This window comes from Methylobacterium sp. WCS2018Hpa-22, from assembly GCF_031843785.1.
Taxonomy (GTDB): domain Bacteria; phylum Pseudomonadota; class Alphaproteobacteria; order Rhizobiales; family Beijerinckiaceae; genus Methylobacterium.
Genome location: NZ_JAVTJA010000026.1, coordinates 22,625 through 44,242, shown reverse-complemented (window position 1 = coordinate 44,242; position 21,618 = coordinate 22,625). Strand labels below are relative to the sequence as shown.

14 protein-coding genes, 1 pseudogene and 1 riboswitch are annotated in these 21,618 nt (G+C 68.8%); of the genes and pseudogenes, 4 read left to right on the top strand and 11 right to left on the bottom strand.

All coding sequences use genetic code 11. From position 1 onward, the window contains the following. Positions 1-31: 31 nt before the first annotated feature. Complete coding sequence (locus tag RQI43_RS23410; RefSeq protein ID WP_311276760.1) at positions 32-625, bottom strand: cyclase dehydrase; 594 nt, start codon at positions 623-625, stop codon at positions 32-34. A gap of 67 nt (positions 626-692) precedes the next feature. After that, complete coding sequence (locus RQI43_RS23405; protein ID WP_207410868.1) at positions 693-1,865, bottom strand: zinc-dependent alcohol dehydrogenase; 1,173 nt, start codon at positions 1,863-1,865, stop codon at positions 693-695. A gap of 339 nt (positions 1,866-2,204) precedes the next feature. Between RQI43_RS23405 and RQI43_RS24615 the strand changes: the two are divergent. Beyond that, positions 2,205-2,261 (top strand): annotated as a pseudogene (locus tag RQI43_RS24615) (hypothetical protein); the annotation flags it as partial. A gap of 175 nt (positions 2,262-2,436) precedes the next feature. Here RQI43_RS24615 and RQI43_RS23400 read toward each other — a convergent pair. Together RQI43_RS23400 and RQI43_RS23395 are read right to left on the bottom strand one after the other, a co-directional pair. Further along, positions 2,437-3,135, bottom strand: coding sequence for a GNAT family protein (locus RQI43_RS23400; RefSeq protein WP_311276759.1), 699 nt, complete (start codon positions 3,133-3,135; stop codon positions 2,437-2,439). Then, a complete protein-coding gene (locus RQI43_RS23395) occupies positions 3,132-3,770 on the bottom strand; it encodes an FMN-binding negative transcriptional regulator (RefSeq protein ID WP_311276758.1) in 639 nt (212 codons plus the stop codon). The genes RQI43_RS23400 and RQI43_RS23395 overlap by 4 nt, the downstream gene beginning before the upstream one ends. A 54-nt stretch (positions 3,771-3,824) precedes the next feature. On the opposite strand from RQI43_RS23395, the gene RQI43_RS23390 reads away from it, so the two are divergent. From RQI43_RS23390 to RQI43_RS23380, 3 genes are all read left to right on the top strand, one after another. Continuing rightward, positions 3,825-5,378, top strand: a complete 1,554-nt coding sequence (locus tag RQI43_RS23390) for a PLP-dependent aminotransferase family protein (RefSeq protein ID WP_156467784.1) — start codon at positions 3,825-3,827, stop codon at positions 5,376-5,378. Between the two features lie 243 nt (positions 5,379-5,621). Beyond that, positions 5,622-7,652 (top strand): nitrate- and nitrite sensing domain-containing protein, encoded by a 2,031-nt coding sequence (locus RQI43_RS23385; RefSeq protein ID WP_311276757.1) that lies wholly within the window; start codon positions 5,622-5,624, stop codon positions 7,650-7,652. A 107-nt stretch (positions 7,653-7,759) separates the two neighbouring features. Continuing rightward, positions 7,760-8,206, top strand: coding sequence for a cupin domain-containing protein (locus RQI43_RS23380; protein WP_056428555.1), 447 nt, complete (start codon positions 7,760-7,762; stop codon positions 8,204-8,206). Between the two features lie 649 nt (positions 8,207-8,855). On the opposite strand, the gene RQI43_RS23375 is transcribed toward RQI43_RS23380, so the two are convergent. The 7 genes from RQI43_RS23375 to RQI43_RS23345 form a co-directional block, all read right to left on the bottom strand. After that, positions 8,856-10,361 (bottom strand): PepSY domain-containing protein, encoded by a 1,506-nt coding sequence (locus RQI43_RS23375; protein WP_311276756.1) that lies wholly within the window; start codon positions 10,359-10,361, stop codon positions 8,856-8,858. After that, positions 10,355-12,556 carry a TonB-dependent receptor gene (locus RQI43_RS23370; RefSeq protein ID WP_311276755.1) on the bottom strand — a complete coding sequence of 734 codons (2,202 nt, stop codon included), beginning with the start codon at positions 12,554-12,556 and terminating at the stop codon, positions 10,355-10,357. Before RQI43_RS23370 ends, RQI43_RS23375 begins: the two co-directional genes overlap by 7 nt. Positions 12,557-12,853: 297 nt before the next feature. Further along, positions 12,854-13,056, bottom strand: a riboswitch (cobalamin riboswitch). A gap of 97 nt (positions 13,057-13,153) precedes the next feature. Beyond that, on the bottom strand, positions 13,154-15,493 hold the full coding sequence (locus tag RQI43_RS23365; protein ID WP_311276754.1) for a TonB-dependent siderophore receptor: 2,340 nt from the start codon (positions 15,491-15,493) through the stop codon (positions 13,154-13,156). A 308-nt stretch (positions 15,494-15,801) separates the two neighbouring features. Then, entirely contained in the window at positions 15,802-17,865 is a 2,064-nt protein-coding gene (gene fhuB / locus RQI43_RS23360; protein WP_311276753.1) for a Fe(3+)-hydroxamate ABC transporter permease FhuB, read from the bottom strand. Next, positions 17,858-18,673, bottom strand: coding sequence for an ABC transporter substrate-binding protein (locus tag RQI43_RS23355; RefSeq protein ID WP_311276752.1), 816 nt, complete (start codon positions 18,671-18,673; stop codon positions 17,858-17,860). Before RQI43_RS23355 ends, fhuB begins: the two co-directional genes overlap by 8 nt. 70 nt (positions 18,674-18,743) lie before the next feature. Next, positions 18,744-20,033 carry an MFS transporter gene (locus RQI43_RS23350; protein WP_311276751.1) on the bottom strand — a complete coding sequence of 430 codons (1,290 nt, stop codon included), beginning with the start codon at positions 20,031-20,033 and terminating at the stop codon, positions 18,744-18,746. A gap of 41 nt (positions 20,034-20,074) precedes the next feature. Then, positions 20,075-21,142: a siderophore-interacting protein gene (locus RQI43_RS23345; protein ID WP_311276750.1), complete on the bottom strand. Its 1,068-nt coding sequence runs from the start codon at positions 21,140-21,142 to the stop codon at positions 20,075-20,077. Between the last annotated feature and the right edge of the window lie 476 nt (positions 21,143-21,618).

The following is a 21,618-nucleotide window of genomic DNA, read 5'->3' as shown; positions in this document are numbered from 1 at the left end:
GCGGCAGCATTCCTTAGACCGTAGGACGGGTTCAGGCGTTCGTGAGCGTCCAGGGACGCATCGCCTCGGGGCCGATGATGTCGGGTGGCGGCTTGAAGTCACGGGCCGCGCCCCGCATTGCCTCGGGACGCCGTGGGAAGCCGCTCCGGCGGCGGTAATCTCGCCGGACCTTGTCAGACGGGGCAAGAGGTGCTTCCGAAAGGCTCCGCGCACAGATCACATCGACGGCTGTGACGCCGACGAGTGCCACAAGGGCGATCAACACGTTGTCCTTGCGCGAATTCTGCGGATCGAGCCCGGGCAGAACCGTAGCGATATCGAGGGCGTCTCCTGCGACGCGGGCCGACACCCAAGGGGTCGGATCATGCGAGCCCAGGATCCCGGCGCCCTGCACGAGTTCGCGCACACCGTAGGCTCGGATGACCGGAGCGGCGCGCGGCATTCCGAGCCAGCGAGCCAGGGCGTCGGCACACACCACTTCGGTCAGCCCAAGGCCGACCGAGAACCAACCCAACCCGCGGGCGAGTTCCCTGGTCCCGGGATCGGGTCTTCGACGCGGCTCCGAGACGAGATAGCTCGGCAGAGTCGAGCGCCCGGAAGCGCGGTTCTGGTCGCGGTGAGACATGCGGACGTCCTCCCTGCCGCAGTGGGGCCAAGCCAGCCCGTCCCGGCGAGACGGGCCGGGGACACAATCAGGGTCTGAGCACCACCTTGATGCAGTTGTCCTTCTTGTCACGGAAGGTCTTGTACATCTCCGGCCCTTGTTCGAGCTTGGCCCGGTGCGTGATGACGAAGGAGGGATCGATCTGCCCGTCGTCGATGCGCTTGACGAGGTCGTCCGTCCACCGGTTCACGTGGGTCTGGCCGGTGCGGATGGTCAGACCCTTGTTCATCAGGGCTCCCATCGGCATCTTGTCGACGAGTCCGCCATAGACGCCCGGAATCGAGAGGATTCCGGCGGGCCGACAGACGTAGATCATCTCGCGCAGCACTGCGGCGCGGTCGCTCTCCAGCATCACCGCCTGCTTCAGCCGGTCGTAGGCGTGTTCGAGGGCGCGGGGGGAATGCGCTTCCATGCCGACGGCATCGATGCACTTCTCCGGGCCCTTGCCGCTCGTCAGCTCGTTCAATCGTTCGACCGTGCTTTCCTGGCTATTGTCGATGGTGATCGCACCGCCGGCGCGCGCCATCTCGAGGCGCTCGGGTACGCTGTCGATACAGACTACCTGTCTGGCCCCGAGCAGAAGGGCGGAGCGCAGCGCCATCTGACCGACGGGGCCGGCACCCCAGATGGCAACCGTATCGGTCGGCTGGATATCGGCCTGCACCGCCGCTTGCCAGCCGGTGGGGAAGATATCACCGAGAAACAGCACCTGCTCGTCGCTGAGATTCTCGGGCACCTTGATGTGCGTCTTATCGGCGAACGGCACGCGGACGTATTCGGCTTGGCCGCCCTGGTAACCACCGGTGAGATGGGTGTACCCGAACAAGCCCGCGGTGGTGTGCCCGAAAACCTTGTCGGCGATGTCCTTGTTGCGATTCGTGCGCTCGCAGACGGAGAAGTAACCGCGCTTGCACTGGTCGCACTCGCCGCAGATGATCGTGAAGGGCACGACGATGCGCTCACCTTTTCTGAGCGCACCGTTGACGCCTTTGCCTGTCTCGACGACCTCGCCCATGAACTCGTGGCCCATGACGTCGCCCTTCTCCATGCCGGGCATGAAATGGTCGTAGAGGTGCAGGTCCGAACCGCAGATCGCGCAAGCGGTTACCTTGATGATCGCATCTCGATCGTCTTCGATCTTGGGATCCGGAACCGTATCGCAGCGGATATCCTGAGTCCCGTGCCAAACCAGTGCTCTCATGGAACGTCTCCCTAAAGCGCAGGAAGGATTTCAAGCCCGTGGAACGATGTGCCTAACCAATAGATATCCGATCCAAAATCGATTTGTGGCGCAACAACATATGATGCAGCCAGAATGACATTCCATTTCGTATGTTATGTTGGTTTTCACCGATGTTAATCACGCAGGCTGGACAATGAATAGCCTCTCGATGACTGGATTGGCCTTGGAATGCGGCGGGTCACGTCCAGCGAAGATGAAGTGATCCGGATTGTCGAGAGGACACGGACGGCACATCGGCTGTCCGGCGGCCCTTATTGGGTTTCGTTCCTCGCATATGCTCCCGGTGGATAGCACGATACGATCCACGGCGGCGCGGGCGACGATCAGGTTGCGGCAGGCTCGGGGGCCGACACGATGTCGGACACGTCCGGCGTGAACTTCTTCCTCGGTGAAGACGGAACCGACCTGATCATCTTCGCCGATACGGCAAGCGGCGAGGCGGATGGAGGAGCGGGCAACGACGCGTTGTTGGACACGTCATCCACACGGTTGCCGACGTCTCGATCGCGATCAGGGGCCTTCGGGGGCTTCAACCCCGCAGGGCCGCGAGGCTCCACCTCTGGCGCCCCGCATCGTCGAAATTCTCCGGCGCGAGCCAGGCGTCGAACGCGTTCCGCAGGCGGGGCCAGTCCGCATCGGTCACCGCGAACCAGGCCGTGTCGCGCGAGCGGCCCTTGGTGACGATGGCGTTGCGGAAGATGCCCTCGAAGGTGAAGCCGTAGCGCAGGGCCGCCGCGCGGGAGGGCGCGTTGAGGCTGTCGCATTTCCACTCGTAGCGGCGATATCCGAGGTCGAAGGCGCGGGCCATCATCAGGGCCATCGCCTCGGTGGCGGCCGGGTTCCGGGCGAGGCCGGGGCCGAACTGGAGATGGCCGACCTCGATACAGCCATGGGCCGGCTCGATCCTGAGATAGGCCGCGAGGCCCAGCGCGCGGCCGGTGGCGGCGTCGAGGATCGCGTGATGCATCGGGTCGCGGCTGCGGGCGATCTCCGCCAGTCGCGCGCGATACTCCGCCTCGTCCGCCGGGGGCTCTCCGGGCAGGTAGGTCCAGCGCGCCGGGTCGTACGCCAGGGCGGAGAAGAGGTCGCCCGCATGGCGCTCGGCGTCGAGAGGCTCGATTCGGCAGAACCGGCCCTGCACCGCCTCGCGCGGCGGGAGCGGCGGCGGGCTCCATTCCGGCAGGGCGGGGCCGATCGGCTGGCCGTAACGGTTCACGCGCTCGCTCATGCCCGCTGTCCCATTCTGTCGACGAGATCCGCCATGGCGTCGTCGCCGCCCGCATCCCGGCGCAAGCCCGCCGCGACGCCGGCGCGGTCCGCCTCCGAACGGTTCTGGCTGACCTTCCATTTGCCGGTGAGCCGCGCAATCGGAATCTCGATGCCGACGATCCCCCTGATCTGCGCCGCCGTGAAGGCCGGCGGCGCGTCCGCCACCGACCAGGGCGCGTCCCGCCCCGCCTCCCGCATCCGCGTCAGGTCGTCGATCTGCCGGCGCAGCCAGGCCTCGTCCTCGATGACGCGCGGGCGGCCCCGTGCCTGCACGGTGGCGTAGTTCCAGGTCGGCACGACCTTACCGGTCTCGCGCTTCGTCGCGTACCAGGAGGGCGTGACGTAGCGGTCGGGGCCCTGGAACACGACGAGGCATTCGGCGAGCCCGTCGAGGTCGCGCCAGTGCGGGTTGGCGCGGGCGAGATGGGCCCGGAGCGTGCCCGCCTCCCCCGCCTCGCGGTCGAGCAGGAACGGAACCGGGTTGGCCATCAGCCCGCCGGCGCCCGCGCTCACCAGCAGGCCGAGCGGACAGGCGCGGATGAGGGCGGCCTGGGCTTCGAGATCGTCGCACCGGAAATGGGGCGGCTCGTACATGATGACCCTCGGCGGGGCGTGGTGTTCGCCGCCTCTGTTGACGCGAAGCGGATCATGCGGAAGATCCAATTTCCGCATCCTAACTGGACCAGTTCGACGACGACCCGGCGCCGCCCTCCCCTTCCTCTCCAACTCGCCCTCGACCCGCCGCCGGCCGGCGGACCCCATCGAGCGGAGACGAGCCTGCACGGGCGCGTGCGGGAAGCCGTACGCAACGCGATCCTGTCGGGCCGTCTGCCGCCGGGAGAGCGCCTGCCCTCCTCCCGCAGTCTCGCGGAGGATCTCGGCTGCGCACGCGGCACGATCCTCCTCGCCATCGAGCAGCTCGTGGCCGAGGGCTACCTCACCACGCGTGCGGGCTCCGGCACCCGCGTCGCCGAGACCCTGCCCGACGACCTCCTCGTCCCACGCAATCCGGGCTCCCCCGCCCGCCCCTCGCCCGCGACGGCGGTGCTCTCGCGCCGCGGGGCCGCCATGGCCTCGGCACGGGGCGACGCCCCTCCGATCCCCGACGCCTTCGCCCTCGGCCGTCCCGCCCTCGATGCGTTTCCACGTGAAACCTGGGCGCGCCTGCTCCAGGCCGAATGGCGGGCCGGCCCTCCCAGCCTGCTCCATCCCCTGGGCGAGCCGCGTCTGCGCCGGGCCCTGGCCGCCTATCTGTCGGCCGGGCGCGGGGTCGCCTGTCACGAGGAGGCGGTGATCGTCACGAGCAGCATCCGCCAGAGCCTCCGCCTCCTGGCCGAGCTTCTGCTCGAGCCCGGCGAGGCGGCGTATCTGGAGGAGCCAGGCTTTCCCGGCCTCGCCCATGCCCTGCGGTCGGCGGGCCTGCGCACGGTCCCGGTGCCCTGCGACGCGGCGGGATTCTCGATCGCGCGGGCGCGGTCCATCGATCCCGGAGCGCGGCTGGCGGTGGTCACACCGGCCCAGGGCCATCCCCTTGGTGCCACGATGAGCCTGGAGAACCGCCTCGCCCTCCTCGCCTGGGCGGAGGCGCAGGGTGGCTGGATCGTCGAGGACGATTACGACGGCGAGTACCGCTATGCCGGGCGGCCGCTGGCACCGCTCCACGCCCTCGACCGGGCCGGACGCGTTCTTTACGTCGGCAGCGTCTCGAAGGTGCTCATGCCGGCCCTGCAGATGAGCTACCTCGTCCTGCCGGAAACCCTGGTGGAGCCCGTCCGCCGCGCCCTCACGGGCAGCGGAGGCTTCGCCTCGATCCTCGGACAGGGCGCGCTGGCCCACTTCATCGACGAGGGCCATTTCGGCGCGCATCTGCGCCGGACGCGGCGTCTCTACGGGCAGCGACAGGCCGCCCTCGTCGCGGCAGCCCGCGATCTCCTCGGCGGGCTGCTGGAGGTGCCGCCCCGCGACGGCGGCATGCATCTGGTGGCCCGGCCCCCGGCCGGGGCGGCCTTCGACGATCTCGCGGCGGTGGAAGCCTGCGCGCGTGCCGGCATCGCCACGACGGCGCTCTCGCCGCATTTCGCCGATCCGGTGCGCGCCGAGCAGGGGCTGCTTCTCGGCTATGCCTGCGTGCCGGAGCGTGCCGTCCCCCTGGCCGTGAAACGGATGGCCGAGGCGCTGAAGCCGAGAGGAGGCAAGGCCTGACGGCGGTGTGCCGGCCTTGTCCCGAGACGGTCGACAGCCGACGCGGATGCCGTCCGCCAAACATTCCGTTCAAGCAAGCAACTAGCAGAATGGACAGCGGACAATTCATGCAACTCAAGTCATACACGCGCTGCTCTCGAAATCATCGACAGAACTCATTCATCGCATTCATAACATTTTTAAGCATTCATTATGCGTTTTCGCCGAAAAGATCGAAGCATCTTGGCCGATCAGGGTGCCGGCATGTCTTCCAGATGGTTCAATACGCTCCGCGCCCGCATCGTTGCGGTCGCCCTGGCACCCTGTCTCGCCTTCGGAGCCGTGACGGCGATCGCGGTCTCTGATCGGGCGACGCAGCGCAACGAGATGATCCGCGTCGAGGCGCTGGCCAGCCTCGCCACGCGGATCAGCGCCTTCCTGCACGAGGTCCAGCGCGAGCGCGGCGCGTCGAGCCTGTTCCTCGGCTCGACGGGGAGCCAGTTCGCGCCCGAACTCGCTGCCCAGCGCGGCCGGACCGATGCGGGCATCCGCGACGTGAAAGCGGCCTTGGACGATCCGGCCTTCGGACGCCACCGGCAGGCGCTCGAACAGGATCTGGCCCGGCTGGCGGACCAGCGCCGTCGCATCGACGCGCTGGAACTGACCGGGCCGCAAGCCGCAGCCTTCTATACCGGACTGGTCTCGGAAGGGCTTGCCATCGTCCGCGAGATGGCGGGTCTCGTCGGCAATGCCGCCATCGCGGGGCGGGCCTCGGCCTATTCGGCCTTCCTCACCCTGAAGGAGCAGGCGGGACAGGAGCGCGCGGCGGGGGCCGCCGCCTTCTCGGCGGGTCGCCTCGACCAGCCGGCCCTCGTCCGGCTCGCCGGCCTGGGCGGCGGACAGAGTTCCGCCGAGGCACGTTTCCGCGCCGGAGCGGAGGCTGACCAGGCGGCTCTGCTCGACGCGGTGGAGGCCTCCGAGGCCTCCCGTGAGACGGCGCGCCTGCGCAATCTCGCGCTGGATACGGCTTTGGGCGAAACGCTGTCCTTCCGCGACGCGCCGCTCTGGTTCCAGCTCGCGTCGAAGCGGATCGACGGCCTGAAGGGGGTCGAGGACCGCCTGAGCGCCGATCTGGTCGCCGCCGCCGCTGCGAACCGGACGGGGGCGGAGAGCGCGCTGCTGGCCTGGCTGGTCGCCGGCCTCGCCACGTTCCTGCTCTCCGTGGGCCTCGCCTTCGGGCTGGGCGGCGCCATCGCCCGGCCGCTGACCCGGATGGCCTCGGTGCTCGATGCGATCGGCCGGGGGGACGAGGATGTCGCCGTGCCCCAGGGCGGCCCGCGCGAGGTCAGGGCCCTGTCGAAGGCGGCGGAAGCCTTCCGCGACAGCGTTGTCGAGCGCCGGCTGCATCGCGCCGAGCAGGAGCGTCTGGCGGCCTCGGTGGCGGCCCGGCAGCGGCAGGCCGTACTCAGCCTCGCCGACGAACTCGAAGCGGCGGTGGGCGGCATCGTCGCCACGGTCTCGTCCTCGGCGACCGAGCTTCAGGCCACCGCCCGCAGCATGAGCGCCACGGCGACGCAGACGGCGGCCCAATCCACCAGCGTCGCCGCGGCGGCCGAGGAGGCGGCGGCCAATGTCGGCACCGTGGCGGCGGCCGAGGAACTCGGCACCTCGGTGAGCGAGATCAGCCGGCAGGTCGACGGCTCGGCCGAGCTCGTCCGCCGGGCGGTCAGCGAAGCGAACCGGACGGCCGACCTCGTCCAGGCGCTCGACGGCTCGGTCTCCCGCATCGGCGACGTGGTCGTCCTGATCTCGCAGATCGCCGGCCAGACCAATCTTCTGGCGCTCAACGCCACGATCGAGGCGGCGCGGGCCGGCGAGGCCGGTCGCGGCTTCGCGGTGGTCGCCGCGAAGGTCAAGGAACTCGCCAACCAGACCGCACGGGCCACCGACGAGATCGGCCGGCAGATCGGCATGATCCAGGGGGCGACCGGCGAGGCGGTCAGCGCCATCGGCGACATCACCGCCCGCATCCGCGAAATCGACGTCGTGGCGACCAGCATCGCGGCGGCGGTGGAGCAGCAGGGCGCGGCGACCCAGGAAATCGTCCGCAACGTCGCGGAAGCCTCGAGCGGAACGAGCGAAGTGACCGCGAATATCGGGGGCGTCGCCCAGGCCTCCGAGGAGACCGGCGCGGCGGCGAGCCAGGTGCTTTCGGCCGCCGCCGAACTGTCCCGCCAGGCGGACCGCCTCGGCACCGACGTCGCCCGCTTCCTCGCGACCGTGCGGGCCGCCTGAGGGGGCGGGCCGGTCTTCCTGGGGCGCATCGCGGCATCGTCGTTGGGGCGGGCGCGAAAAGCGGGTATCCTGTGCCGGCAATCAGACGGACAGCCCTAGGACGCGCGATGGACAAGGACCCGACACATTCCAGCACGGCCGCCCATGCGGTGTTCGACGTCGCCGCCGCCGTGGCGACCCTGCCGGAGGCCTGTTCCACCATGGTGGCCGACCATCGGTTCGTCGACGTTCCGGCGGCGAGCGCGCGGGTGTTCCGGGTCTATTCACCGACGCCGCCACACAGCCACGCCTCCTGCGACGAGTATCTCTACGTTCTTTCCGGCCGCTGCATGATGAAGTTCGCCGACGAACCCGCCGTCGAGGTTGGGCCGGGCAAGCTGGTGATGTTCCAGCGCGGCGTGGTGCATTCGGTGCCGGAGATCCTGGAGGAGCCGATGGTGTTCCTCTCCGTCGACACGCCCCGCCGCGAACCGCGCGACATCCGCTTCGTCTCGGACGGCACCGGCACACCCGACAGCTTCATGCGCCAATCGCAGCAGGCCCAGCAGCAATAGGGAACGCGCCCCCCCTCTCCCCGCCGGGCGGGGAGAGAACGTCGTCCTCCCCTCGTCGGGAGGCGACGTGAGCCCGCCAGGGCGAGGGTGAGGGGGTCTCTCCGGGTATGGCTCCACCGGCCGCGCCCCCTCACCCTCGGCTGCCGCCTCGCCGCGCTCCCCAACGAGGGGGAGACGCGGCCCTCTCCCCGCGCGCGGGGAGAGGGGAATGCGCGCCGGCCTTCGAGCCCAACAGTCTGAGGGCACGTCCCTATTCGGAAATGGCTGGTCCCCCTCTCCCCGCCAGGCGGGGAGAGGACGTCGTCCTCCCCTCGTCGGGAGGCGACGTGAGCCCGTCAGGGCGAGGGTGAGGGGGTATCTCCGGATGCGGCTCCACCGGACGCGCCCCCTCACCCTCGGCTGCCGCCTCGCCGCGCTCCCCAACGAGGGGGGAGACGCGGCCCTCTCCCCGCGTACGGGGAGAGGGAATGCGCGCCGGCCTTCGAGTCCAACAGTCTGAGGGCACGTCCCTACTCAAAAGAGGCGGGGTTCCCCCTCTCCCCGCGGGCGGGGAGAGGACGTCGTCCTCCCCTCGTCGGGAGGCGACGTGAGCCCGCCAGGGCGAGGGTGAGGGGGTCTCTCCGGATGCGGCTCCACCGGACGCGCCCCCTCACCCTCGGCTACCGCCTCGCCGCGCTCCCCAACGAGGGGGAGACGCGGCCCTCTCCCCGCGCGCGGGGAGAGGGGAAGGCGCGCTGGCCTTCGGGCCGATCCGCCGCCAGCCGATGACGAGCCCTGTGATCACCAAGGCTCCGGCGAGCAGGTTCAGCAGCCATTGTGCCGCGTCCCTCGCCGGCGGGTGGCCGACGAGGACCGGCAGATCGAGGCGGTGGAGCGCCGTGAACAGCCAGCGGTTGACGCGGCCGGAGCGGTCGAGCCGGTTGAGGATCTCGCCGCTCTGCGGGTCGACATGCAGCCAAGTCGCGGCGGGATCGGCAAAGCGCAGGCGCAGGATGGGGAGCGTCCCGCTCGTGAGCGGCGACCAGTAGAGGTCGTGGGATTCCAGGCGCTCGACGCCCTCCAGCCTCGCACCCGCCATGGCGAGACCGGCCGCCGCCGCGATCCGAGCGGTCGAGGGTGCGTCTCCGATCGCCCGCCTGCCGGTGCGGTCGAGCCCCGTCGCGCCCCAGCGCCCGCCGATCCGCGGGAGATGCAGGCCGAGGGGTGCATCGGCGGCCAACGCGCGTAGGCTCTCTGTCTCGATGCCGACAGGGTTGTCCGCCCCGGCATAGGCCTCGCGCAGGTCGGCGGGCGGCGCGAGGGAGGTGAACCAGCGGTTCGGGTTCATCGAGAGCCAGCCGCTGAGGATGAAGGTGGTGAGCCCGATCCCGCCGATAAGCCCGGCGAAATGGTGCCAGCGCGCCATCCCGCGATAGGGCGTGACGCGCCCTCGCGCGTAGCGCCGCCTCAGGCGCAGGCGCCAGATCCCCAGGACGAGGCCGGTGAGCGCCGTGAAGGCGGCGATGCCGGAGACCCAGAGCACCACATCGCGCCAGAGATCGGGGCGGGCGCGCAGCGGCGTGAGATAGACCCAGTGGGTGACGGCGCCGACCCAGTTCCAGCCGCGCTCGAACCGCGTCGTGTCGAGGACGATCTCCCCCGTCCGTTGCGAGACGTAGAGTTCGGTGCCGGCCGCGTCGTTCAACGCGACCTTGTGGAAGGACCGCAGGGGATCGTAGCGCGCCGTCACCGTCCATTGGTCGCGCGCGACCTCCTCCACGGACGCGCCGGGCCCGGCCCCGGTGAGGCGCCGGGCCGCCTCGGCATCGACCGGCCCGGCCGGCGTGCCGGTCCGCGCCGAGAGGGTGATGCGGCGGCCGTCGCCGGACGATATCCGGTAGACCGGCTCGTCGCCGCGCATTTCCAGATCGAGGCTGCGGGGCATGCCGTGCAGCCCGGCGGCGGCCAGGGCGCCGTCCGGCGAGACCGCGACTGCCTCCCACGCCATCGGGCGAAGACGCGCGAGGCGCTCCGTCTCCGTCAAGCTCGGGAACGGCACATAGAGCATCACCAGCCCGGAGCCGATCCAGAGGGCGAAGAGCAGCCCGGTGCCGATGCCGAGCCAGCGATGGCCGAGGACCAGCCACCGCTTGCCCTGCTTGAACAGGCTCACCACGCGACGCTGTAGGCGACCTCGAACGAGCGCGGTCGCCCGAGGATCCAGTTGGTGCCGATCCCGTCCACGGCGTTGCCGCTGATCGCGTAGGTTGTGTCGAACAGGTTGTAGACGCGAAGGCTCAGGCGCGAGGCCGGGGTGACCTGATGGTCGAGGCCGAGATGGGCCAGGGTGTAGTCGGGCCGCGGCGCGGTGTTGGAGAAGTCGCTGAAGACCCGGCCGACATTCTGCAGCCCGATCCGCGCCTCCCAGTCGTGGGCGAAGGCCCAATTGAGCCAGACATTGGCGACGCGCTCCGGCACGTCGATGGGCTGGTTGCCCGCATAGGACACCGCTCCCTCCCGGAACTCGTCATATTGCGCGTGGAGCAAGGCGAGGTTGGCGTCGATGCGCCAGCCATCGGGCAGGCGCAGGGCGAGCGCCCCCTCCACCCCGTGCGAGGATTGCCGGCCGACCTGGGTCGAGACATTGGGCTGGCCCGGCACCGCCGAGATCAGGTTGTCCTTGACGATGCGGTAGCCCGCCACCGTCCATTCGAGGGCGCCGTTCAGCGCGAGGCCCTTAGCCCCGACCTCGACCTGTTCGCCGGTGGAGAGGTCGAAATTGGCGTTCGTTTGCGACAGGCTGATGAGGCTCCCCACCGGATCGGTGGCGGTGGCGTATTGCACGTAGAGGGCCGAATCCGGCGTCGGGTTGTAGACGAGGCCGAACCGGTAGCTCAGGGCCTCGAACGAGCGCGCGAAGGTGTCGCCGGTCTGCAGGTTACGCCGGTTCAGGGTCGGCGCGTCGAAACGCACGCCGGTAAGGAAGGAGAGTTGGTCGCTGAGGATCAGCCGGTTCTCGGCGAAGACCGAGGCCTGGTTGGTGCTGGTGGCATAGGCCGGGCTGGCGCGGCCATTGGCCGGGAACAGGCCCGGATCATAATTGAATGGATCGACGCCGGTGACGAGGCCGCCGCCCGCGCTGGAGAAGTTGTTGGTGTGGCGGAAATCCACGTGGTTGACGTCGAATCCGATGGCGAATTCGTTGCGGAAGCCGAACAGGTTGCCCTTGAAGGCCGCGTCGAAGCGGTTCCCGACCTGCTCCTGGTTGTGGTAGATTTCGGTATAGCTGGACCGGTCGATGAGGCCGGTGCCGCGATTGAAGCTGTATTGCTCCACATCGAGCCAGTGGCGCCGGCTCTGCAGCCGGTAGGCGGTGTTGCGGATGGTGATGTCGGCGCTGGGCGTCCACTCGGTCTTGAGCTGGGTCCAGTTGTCGGCCCAGACGATCTTCGCGCCGTCGACATTGTAGTTGTTGTTGCGCAGGGACTGGACGATCCGGCCATTGACCAGCGGCGTGCCCCAGTAGCGCGCGGGCTCCTGGTAGCCGAGATCATGGCTGAGCGTCACCGCGAGATCGGGGTTGAGCTGGAACAGCAGCGCGCCCGAGACCGCGAGGTTGCGGAAATCCCCGTTCGGGCTGGTCCAGCCGCCGTCGCGGTTGCCGCTGATATTGAGGCGGTAGGCCACCGCATCGCCGATGGGACCGCCGAGATCGACGGCGAGGCGCGCGAGCCCGTCCGACCCGGTGGCGGCGCGGGCGGCATGGATCGGCGTGAAGCTCGGTTTCTTCGAGACCACGTTGACCACGCCGCCGATGGCGCCGTCGCCATAGAGGACGGAGGCCGGGCCGCGCAGCACCTCGATCCGCTCCACGTTCCAGGTGTCGAACGGGAAGGTCACCGTGCCGGCGCCCACGAACAGCCGCGTGCCGTCATAGAGCTGCTGGATCGAGTTCGGGCCGGCGAAGCCCCGGCTGGAGAAGGCGCCGTTGCCGTTGCCCGGCGACGCGATGGTGGTGATGCCGGTGGCGTTCTGCGTCACCGCCTCGACCACCGTGTTCTGGCCCCGGATTCGGGCGGTCTCGCCGCTGATGACATCGATACTGGCGGGGGTCTCCAGCGGCGTCAGGCCGAGGCGACTGGCGCTGCGAGAGGGGGTCGAGAGGTTGAGCCCGACCGGGTTGGCGCGAGTCAGGCCGACCCCGCTCCCCTCCACGGTGAGCTGGTCGAGGGTGACGGCATTCTGGCCGATGGAATCCTGGGCGCGGACCTCGCCCGCGAGCAGGGTCGAGCCGAGGAGCGATGCGAGCAGGGCGGTGGCGCCGGCCGGGGAGATCCGCCCGGGGGCGCGGTGGGTGACCTGTGTGGGCATGTTCGTTTTGGCAAACCGGAGTAATCGCTGGCCGAATGCCGCGCCCCCTCTGCTAGATCGTATGTTATAACGTTACAATACGTCGAACCGGGCAAAATGCCTGCGCGGAGGACCAAACGGTCTCGCCGAGGGCAAGATGTGGAGCGAGTCTGCAATGGAAGGAACAGGGACGATCGGGCATCGCGGGCGAACGGCAGGCGCGGCTCAGCGCAGTGGCACGTCACCGCGAACGAAGCCGATCCCCACGCGAGCGCGGGCCCCGACACCCCACCAGGACACCCCGCCCGATGCGTTTCGCGTGTGACCACGACTGACGGCAGGTCTCCTGGCTCGCGGGTCGACGCCCTCTCATCGTCTTCCCAGAAGCCGGAGCCTCCAGTGACGTGTTGATGATGGGCTCGCCGCTTACAGTTGCGGGGGCAGCCGCGGCATCGGGCTCAAGACCCTCACCGCGTTCCCTTTTGATCCCCCGAAGGGGAACCGTCATCGTCAGGCTAGTCGAGGGCGAGAGACCGCGTCAACGACGTCACGGCAACAGCCCAAAAGAAAAGCCCCGGACCGTTCGATCCGGGGCCGATCTCATCGGATGCGTATCGCCTACCAGCGGTAGGTGACGGAGCCCGTCACGCGGCGGCCTTCGCCATAATTGCAGCCGACGAAATTGACCTGTTGCGAGCAGGTGCCGACATAGACGCGGTCCGTGATGTTGTTGGCCGCCACCTGGAAGCGCCAGTTCTCGTATGTGTAACGGAGCGATGCGTCGAAGAGGACGTAGTCCGGCACGCGGATGTTGTTCTGGGGATCGCCGAACGATTCCCCGATGTAGCGGACACCGCCGCCGATCCCGAGTCCGCGGAACATGCCGGTCTGGATCGTGTAATCCAGCCAAGTCGCGGCGGTGAAGTTCGGCACCTGGATCGGCCGCTTCCCAACCGCGCTGGGATTGCCGTCCGGCGCATTGTCCTTCGTCACTTCGGCCTGCAGGACCGTGAATGACGAGATGAGCTTCAGGCCGTCGAGGAGGTCCACGGTGGCCTCGCTCTCGAAGCCTTTCACCTCGACTTCGCCGTTCTGATAGAAGGCCTGCTGCAACGGGTCGCTGGGGTTAAAGAACAGGGCGTTGGTCTTCTTCGTGTTGAACACGGAGAAAAGAACCGAGGTGGCTTGGCCCGGCGGCTGGAACTTCACGCCGGCCTCGATGGTCTCGCCGATCTCGGGCTTGGCCGGGGTGATGTTGTAGGTGAGCGGCACCGCACCGATGCCGGGCACGACCGCGATCGTGCTGTTCTGGAGGAAGACCGGCAACACATTGAACGAGCGCGCGGCCGAGATATAAGGCGTCAGGCCGTTGTCGAAGAGATACGAGAGCCCGACCCGGCCGCTATAGGATTGCGCGTCCTGGTTCGCGCCGAAGCTCGTGGGAATGCCGTTCGGGAACGGGACGGCGTTGAGCATTTGGCGCACGGTATCGATGACCGGGTTCTGGGCATCGGTCTTCGTCGTCACCCAATCGTAGCGGGCGTTCATGCTGAGCAGCCAACGATCGTAGAACTTGACCTGATCCTGCGCGTAGACGCCCACTTGCTCCTGCTGCAACCGTGACAGGAGGGAGCGCGGAAGTTGCGCGACGGGCTGGCCGTAGACCGGATTGAGGATGTTGAGCGGGCCGACGAACGGGCCGATCCCGAGCAGGCCGAAGCTCGTACCGCCGTACTGGTCGCTCTTGTTGTTGATCTTGCTGTAATCGACCCCGAGCAGCGCGGTGTTCTTGATGTTGCCGAACTGCGCATCGTGCTGGAGTTGGGTATCGACGGTGAAGACGCCGTAATCCTCAAGCCAGGTCTGAGCCTCGCGGGTGACGGTGTTGGGCATCGCCGGATTGGTGACGCCCGTGGAGTAGATCGCGTTGTAGTCGGTCGAGGCATGGGCGTAGCGCAGGTTCTGGCGCACGGTCCAATGGTCGTCGAACCGGTGTGAGAACTGGTAGCCGCCCTCGAAATGCTCGGCGAGGAAGCGCGAGAAGCCCGGCTCCCCGAGGAAGCGGCTGCGCATTTCCGACTTATTGGGATTACTGCCCCGGGTGTATTCGCGCGGGATGGCACGGAACGTGTCGCCGGTGCGGTCTCTCTGATAATTGCCGAGCACCGTCAGGCTGGTATCCGCCGAAGGCGCGAAGGTCACCGCGGGCGCGATGTAGATTCGGTCCAGCGGCGTGTAATCCACTTGCGTGCCGCCTTCGCGCAGCAGGCCGGTGATCCGGTAGAGGATCGTCTTCTCAGGGTTGAGCGGGCCGCTCAGGTCGAAGCCGAACTGCTTGCGGTTGAAGCTGCCATAGGAACTAAAGATTTCCCGCAGCGGCTCGACCGTCGGCTTCTTGGTGATGAAGTTGACGAGGCCACCCGGATCGTTGAGCCCGAAAAGGCCCGAGGTCGGGCCGCGCAGCACGTCGATGCGCTCCACGCCGTAGGGCTCGATCGGGAAGCCGGAGAAGCTCGTCTGTGGCAGACGCATCCCGTCCTTGTAGATGCCGCGCTGAGTCTGGTCGAAGCCACGGATGATCAGCTGGTCGAAGCGGCCATCCTGCCCCTGGGGCGACGCGAGGATGCCGGCGCTGTAGGCGAGCGCATCGGCCAGGTTCTCTGCGCCGCGATCCTCGAGCTGCTTCTGAGTGACCACGGACACCGACTGGGGAATCTCCCGCAGGGTCGCGTTGGTCTTCGTTCCCGACATGCTCCTGGGCACGACGTAGGAATTGGCGGCCGTCACGCCACCTCCATTGCCGCCTCCCGAACCATTTCCGGAGCCCTGCACCGACAAGGTGTCGAGCTGCACCGCCGCCGTGCCGCCCGAAGCGGCTTGGGCGAAGGCTTCCCCGCTCCACAGGGCGGGAACCATGGCGAGCAGCGCCACGGTCGAGACGCCGGCGAGGCAGCGCATGCCACTCACGGCTTTGTGAGAGAACGTGCCAGAAGAAAGCAACATGCCATCAGACATAGGGAAGACCTTGATCGTCGGAAATACGGCGCAGACCTGATTGGTAAAGAACGAGATTTCCTTGTCGATGCATCGCGTAGAACGATTCAAAAACAAGATCGGGTCTCGACAAGACGAATCCACACGGCGTCTTTGTCAGCAAGTCAAAGTTGAGATTTAATGACAAAAGTTGCGGCGGCGTTGCCTAAGAAACACAACCCTTCTTTGGAACAATTCAATTCAAGCGCCGCAAAAAACTTGTCGAAAGACGATCAACGGCGGGCCAGCAGCCACATCAGGAACGGCCCGCCGACGAGGGTCGCCACCAATCCGGCGGGAAGCTGGTAGGGGAAGAACGCCATCCGTCCGACGAAATCCGCCGCGACCATGATCAGCGCCCCTGCGATGGCCGCACCGGCGAGTTGCGGTGCGGCCCGGGTCAGGCCCGCCAAGCGCGCCACCTGCGGCCCGACGAGGCCGACGAAGCTCAACGGCCCCGCCACCAGGGTCGCCGCGGTGGTGAGGATCGCCGCCAAGGCCAGGATGACGAGGCGGCTGCGGCGCAGGCCGAGCCCCAGCGAGCGACCCGTCGGAGCGCCGAGGAGAAGCAGCTCGAGCCAGCGGGTCAGGGCGGGAAGGCAGGCGCCTCCGAGGACGAGGATGGCGATGGCAGCGACGGCATCCGCCGGCGCCACCCGCGCCGTGGACCCCGCCGTCCACCCGAGCAGCATCACCACGGAGGGATCGCCGCTGATCATCAGGATGGTGAGGAGCGCGCCGAACCCGGTCGTGAGGCCGATGCCGGCCAGCAGCATCTGCTCGGGCACGGTGTCGGCACGGCGGCCGAGGCTCGCGATCGCCAGGAGGGTCGCGAGGGCCCCAAGGCTGCCGGCGCCGAGCAGCGCCATCCGGTCCGGCGTGCCGAGGACGATAGTGACGACGACGAGGCCGAGGGCGGCCCCGGAACTGATCCCGAGCACTTCGGGGCTCGCCAGGGGATTGCCGGTGAGCCGCTGCAGCAGGGTGCCGGCGATGGCCAGCATCGCGCCGGCCGCGAGCGAGGCGGCGATACGGGGCAGGCGCCAGGGAAGCAGTTCTTCGAGGCCGGCCCCGAGGCTCCAGTGCCAGCCGGCCGTGTCGCGGCCGAAGGTCAGAGCGACGAAGACGAGGAGGGCCAGCGACACCGCACCGGCCAGGATCAGGCGCCAGGGCCGCGTGAGCCGGGCCGAGGCGCCGCCCTCCGGGCGATGCAGCGCGCCGACGCCGCGCAGGCGCGGCAGCAGCCAGAGCAGCATCGGCACGCCGACGAGGGAGGCCAGCGCCCCCGTCGGCACCTGCGCGATGGGGGCGAGCGCCAGGACCACGGAATCGGTGAGCCAGATCAGGGCGGCCCCGAGCAGGGGCGCGGCGATGAGACGAGCGCGCAGCGTGCGCGTGCCGGTGAGGCGGACCAGGATCGGCGCGGCGAACCCCACGAAACCGATGACGCCCACCCCCGCCACCACGAAGCCGCCGAGCGCCACCGCGACGGCCACGGCGAGGGACCGGACCCGGCCGAGGGAGAGCCCGAGGCTCTTCGCGTTCGCCTCGTCGAGGTCGAGCAATGCGAGCGGCCTCGCCATCAGCGCCACCAGAAGGGCGGCGACGGCGAGGCGGGGCGCGAGATAGGCCGGCGCGCTCCAATCGTTCATGGCGAGCGAGCCCGCCCCCCAGACGAACAGGCCGAACAGCCGCTCCTGGTGCAGGATGACGAGGAGGGTCTGGATCGCCCCGCAATAGAGCTCGACCACCAGCCCGGCCAGCAGCAGCCCCAGGGGCGCGAAGCCCTTGGCACGCCCCAACGCGAAGACCGCCAGCACCGCCAGGGCGGAGCCGGTGAGCGCCACGGCCTCCCGGCCCTGCGAGAAGAGGCCGGGCGCGAACAGCGAGGCCAGGGCCAAGGCGAGCTGCGCCCCGGCCGAGATGCCGAGCGTCGAGGGCGAAGCGAGAGGATTGCGCAGCACCTGCTGCAGCACCAGACCCGACAAAGCGAGGGCGCCGCCGGCGAGCCATGCGGTGACGATCCGCGGTAGCACGCTCTCATGCAGGATGACCTGCGCGATGTCGGTCCAGTCGGGACTCCACAAGGCTTTCAGCGCGAGGCCGAGCGGCATGTCGGCCGTGAGCGTGCGCAGGGTGAGGAGCCCGGCCACGAGGGCCACCGCGCCGATGAGGAGCCATGTTCCGCCGATCCGCGAGCGGCGCGGCGCGGGTGCGGCCAGGCCTAGTTCAGCCAAGTTTGGTTCAGCCGAGCCCGATTCCCCCAAGCCCGATCCGGCCAGTTTCGCATCAGCCACGGGGGCAATCCCGCTTGGAGAGATCGGTCATCAGTTCGGCGAAGCGCGCGATGGCCGGCAGCCCACCGTAGAACCAGACCGGCGGCACGACATCGACATGGCGCTCACGCACCGCCGGCAGCGTCTGCCAGAGCCGGCTTCCGGCCAGCGCCTTGGCCGCATCCGACCGGATCGGCCCGACATGGACCATGCGGGCATCGGCCGGACCGGTGGCGAGCTGCTCGATCCCCACCGCCGTGAAGCCGGATGCGTTGCTGGCGCCGGTCCAGGCATTCTCGATGCGGAGGCGGTCGAGCACGGTCTGGAACAGGCTGGTGCGACCGTAGACAACGATGTTGCGGTGATCGACGATCCAGACGAGGTAGGTCGGGTGCCTCTCGGCCGGGCAGGCGCTCGCCGCCGCCGCGTCGAGAATCGCCTCGGTGCGTGCCTCCAGGGCCTTGGCTTCATCGACGCGGCCGAGCCGAAGTGCGATGCGCATGGTCTCCGCCTTCGCCCGCTCGTAGGGATCGCCCCCGGCATTGGCGATGGAGACCGCCTCCGTCGGGGCGATGCGCGACAGGAAGCTCCCTTGCGTCGCCACCTGGATCGGGTTGGCGAGGATGAGGTCCGGTTTCAGGCCCGCCAGTAGTTCGAGGTTGGGCTCCACCACGAGGCCGAGATCGACCACGCCTTCGGGGAGCGCCGGCTCCACCACGGTGCGGTTGTAGTTCTCGGGCTGCGTCACCGCGATCGGCACGATGCCGAGGCCGAGGAGGAGTTCCACCGCGCTCCAGTCCAGGGCCGCGACGCGCGGCTGGGCGGCCATCTTTTTCTCCGCGCCCGCGGGCAGACAGGCCAGCATGAGGAGGCAGGCCGCCAGACCGACAACGGCCCTTCTAGCGGACATCGACGGCAGCCAGGGCGAGATCGTCGGCCTTCCTTTTCGCCTCCGGCGCGAGGCTCGCATCCCGCAGGGCGGGCGTGAGTGCCGCAATGGCGGCGGTGGCGGCGAGGCAGAGGCCGCCACCCGCCGCCATGGCGATCCGCGCCGAGGCGAGATGGGCCGTGGTGCCCGCCTGCATCCCCCCCAGAGCCGGGCCGATCGTCTCCTCCAGCACCCACAGGCTCGACACCCGGCCCAGCATCGCGTCCGGCGTCGCGCGCTGGATCAGGGCCGCGCGCAGGATGCCGGCGAGGCTCGCGGCGGCGCCGAGGGCGGCAAGGCAGAACAGGGCGGGAGCCATGCCCTCACTGAAGCCCAGCGCGATGCAGGCGCAGGCCCAGATCGCCACGCAGGCCACGAGCCAGCGCCCGGCGAACGGGCTCGCGCCGGCCCGTCCCGAGGCCAGGGCGCCGAAGAGCGCGCCGGCCGAGGGGGCGGCATAGAGCAGGCCGATGCTGTCGGGCCCTCCGCCGAGCCCATGCGTCGCGAGTTCGGGCAGCAGCACGTAGGGCACGGCGAAGACCAGGGCGACAAGGTCGACGAGGAGCAGGCTCAGCACCAGGGGCGAGCGGGCGATGTAGCGCAGGCCCCCCATGAAGCCGGCTTCGTCGGCGGCGAGCGCGGGGAGGGGCGCCTCGGCGGACGGGCCGGCCAGCGGCGGCAGCGGAGGCAGGAACCCGAGCACGATCGGCGTGATGCCGGAGATGAGCGCGACAACGCCGTAGCACGCGACGAGCCCCGCGCCGGCGGTGATCGCCCCGGCCAGGAACGGCCCGGCGATGGCGCCCGCCTGCGCCGCCACGGCGGTGAGCGCGGCGGCCCCCGACAGGTGCTCGCGCCCGACGAGGGCCGGGGTGGCGGCCATGATCGCCGGCATGCCGAAGCCGAAGGTCGAGCCGCCGACCACGGCCGCCGCGTAGATCGGCCAGACCATCGGGGCCGCGAGGGCGGCGTTGGCCATGAGGATCAGGATGGTGAGGAGATGCGCCGTGCGCGACCAGACCATGACCGCGCGGCGGTCGTAACTGTCGGCGAGCCAGCCGCCGACGATGAGCGCCAGCGCCATCGATCCCGCGACGGCCGCGTTGAGGAACGCCACCTGCAGCGACGAAGCGGTCAGCGCGTACATCTGCAGGCTCACGGCGACGCCGAGCACCCCGAAGGCGAGGAACGAGGCAGCCCGCGCCGCATAGAGCAGCTGGAACCCGCGGCTCGCCCGCAGGGGAGACAGGTCGAGCATCATGGAATCATGCCGCCTCGGATGGCGTTCTTTGACATCACGCTTCAATCCTCGTCCTTGGCGTCTTCGTCGGCGCCGCGCCGCCAATAGGCCACGGCGAGATGCTGGTCACGGGTGAGGCCACAGGTCTTGCGCCAATGCGCCCGCAGGGCCTTGAACGCATCGAATTCCGAGCCGGCCCAGGCGAAGACCGTGCGATCCTGCGGGAACGGGATCGCCCGGACCGCATCCGCCAGGAGCGTGGTCGTGCCGGGCGGTGCGCCGTTGCGGTGGAGCCAGCGCAGCTCCACCCCCTCGGGCCGGTCGAGCGCCTGCTCGTCGGCCGGCCCATCGACCTCGATCACCGCGACCCCGCCGACATGGCCCGGCAACCGCCCGAGGATGCGACCGATGGCCGGCAGGCCGGTCTCGTCGGCGGCGAGACAATACCACTCCGCCGCGCCGACGCTGCGGCCGCCGGGGCCGAGCAGCCCGACCACGTCCCCGACCTTGGCGCGTTTCGCGAAGGACGCGCCGGGACCGGCGTCGTGATGCATGACGAAGTCGATGTCGATCTCGCCCGCAGCCGCGTCGATGCGACGGATCGTATAGGTCCGCATGGAGGGCGCGCCGTCGCCCTGCGGCCAGACCGGGATGCCGTCGATTCCCGGCACGGGCCATTGCGGCGCATGGCCGGCGGGCGGGATGATGACATGCACATGCATGTCGAACGCGTCGTAGCGGGCCAGGTCCGCGCCGATGAAGGTGACCCTGCGCATATGCGGCGTGAGATCGACGATGCGCCGGACCGTCACCTCGCGCAGGCTCGGAATGGTCTCGTCGGCGCAGCCGTCGCCGGTCCAGACGATGGAGGCGTCCGTCGCGCCGGGAAGCTCCTGCAGATGCGAGGCGAGCATGAACTTGACGACGGCGAGGGAGGTCTCGTCGGCGGCCTCCGCCTTGAGGGCGAGCAGGCCTTCGGCGGCGACGAGGGTTCCGGTCCCGACATCGAAATCGACCCGGCCGCGTCCCGGCTCGTGAAGCACGGGGATGTCGTGTTCGAGGAAATGCTCGCACAGATCCGCGATGTAGCGCCCGGCATCGGCGAGGCGGACCTGGGCTTCGGAAGCCATGGCTATCACGAGATGTTCTCCACGAGAGCGGGGCGAGATGAGGCCGAGCCTCGATTTGATCGATGACCGTAAAGGACTGAGCAACGCAAGGCAGCGCTTGAATATTCCGACACCTTCATCGGTTCAAACCACCATGTATAGTATGGATCTCGACCCGGATCATAAGCATGATACTCGGACCTGTATTTGATTCACGCCATGCCCACAACCCAGGGATGAGCTTGGGGCGATCGGGCTCTCCGCATCTCCGGTGTCGGTGTGCCTTCAAGGCAGGGGATGGTGCGAGCCTGACGGAGCGCCGTTCGAACCGGGCGGGTAGAAATCCGGTCGACCTGCCATGTCGAGGTAAATCTTTCCAGTCGCATCTATATCCGGCACGGATTTTCATCATTCCATTTGCAAGATAAATTCGTTCTCTACTAGGATATGGACAAACCGAAATGAAACCCCATATTCTTGGGCGTTCGCAGCCTGAA

Bases quoted from the DNA above. Each gene is read 5' to 3' on its own strand.
- RQI43_RS23410 (WP_311276760.1), bottom strand. From the start codon at position 625: ATGTCTCACCGCGACCAGAACCGCGCTTCCGGGCGCTCGACTCTGCCG.
- RQI43_RS23405 (WP_207410868.1), bottom strand. From the start codon at position 1,865: ATGAGAGCACTGGTTTGGCACGGGACTCAGGATATCCGCTGCGATACG.
- RQI43_RS23400 (WP_311276759.1), bottom strand. From the start codon at position 3,135: ATGAGCGAGCGCGTGAACCGTTACGGCCAGCCGATCGGCCCCGCCCTG.
- RQI43_RS23395 (WP_311276758.1), bottom strand. From the start codon at position 3,770: ATGTACGAGCCGCCCCATTTCCGGTGCGACGATCTCGAAGCCCAGGCC.
- RQI43_RS23390 (WP_156467784.1), top strand. From the start codon at position 3,825: ATGCGGAAGATCCAATTTCCGCATCCTAACTGGACCAGTTCGACGACG.
- RQI43_RS23385 (WP_311276757.1), top strand. From the start codon at position 5,622: ATGTCTTCCAGATGGTTCAATACGCTCCGCGCCCGCATCGTTGCGGTC.
- RQI43_RS23380 (WP_056428555.1), top strand. From the start codon at position 7,760: ATGGACAAGGACCCGACACATTCCAGCACGGCCGCCCATGCGGTGTTC.
- RQI43_RS23370 (WP_311276755.1), bottom strand. From the start codon at position 12,556: ATGCCCACACAGGTCACCCACCGCGCCCCCGGGCGGATCTCCCCGGCC.
- RQI43_RS23365 (WP_311276754.1), bottom strand. From the start codon at position 15,493: ATGCGCTGCCTCGCCGGCGTCTCGACCGTGGCGCTGCTCGCCATGGTT.
- RQI43_RS23355 (WP_311276752.1), bottom strand. From the start codon at position 18,673: ATGGCCGCCCAGCCGCGCGTCGCGGCCCTGGACTGGAGCGCGGTGGAA.
- RQI43_RS23350 (WP_311276751.1), bottom strand. From the start codon at position 20,033: ATGATGCTCGACCTGTCTCCCCTGCGGGCGAGCCGCGGGTTCCAGCTG.
- RQI43_RS23345 (WP_311276750.1), bottom strand. From the start codon at position 21,142: ATGGCTTCCGAAGCCCAGGTCCGCCTCGCCGATGCCGGGCGCTACATC.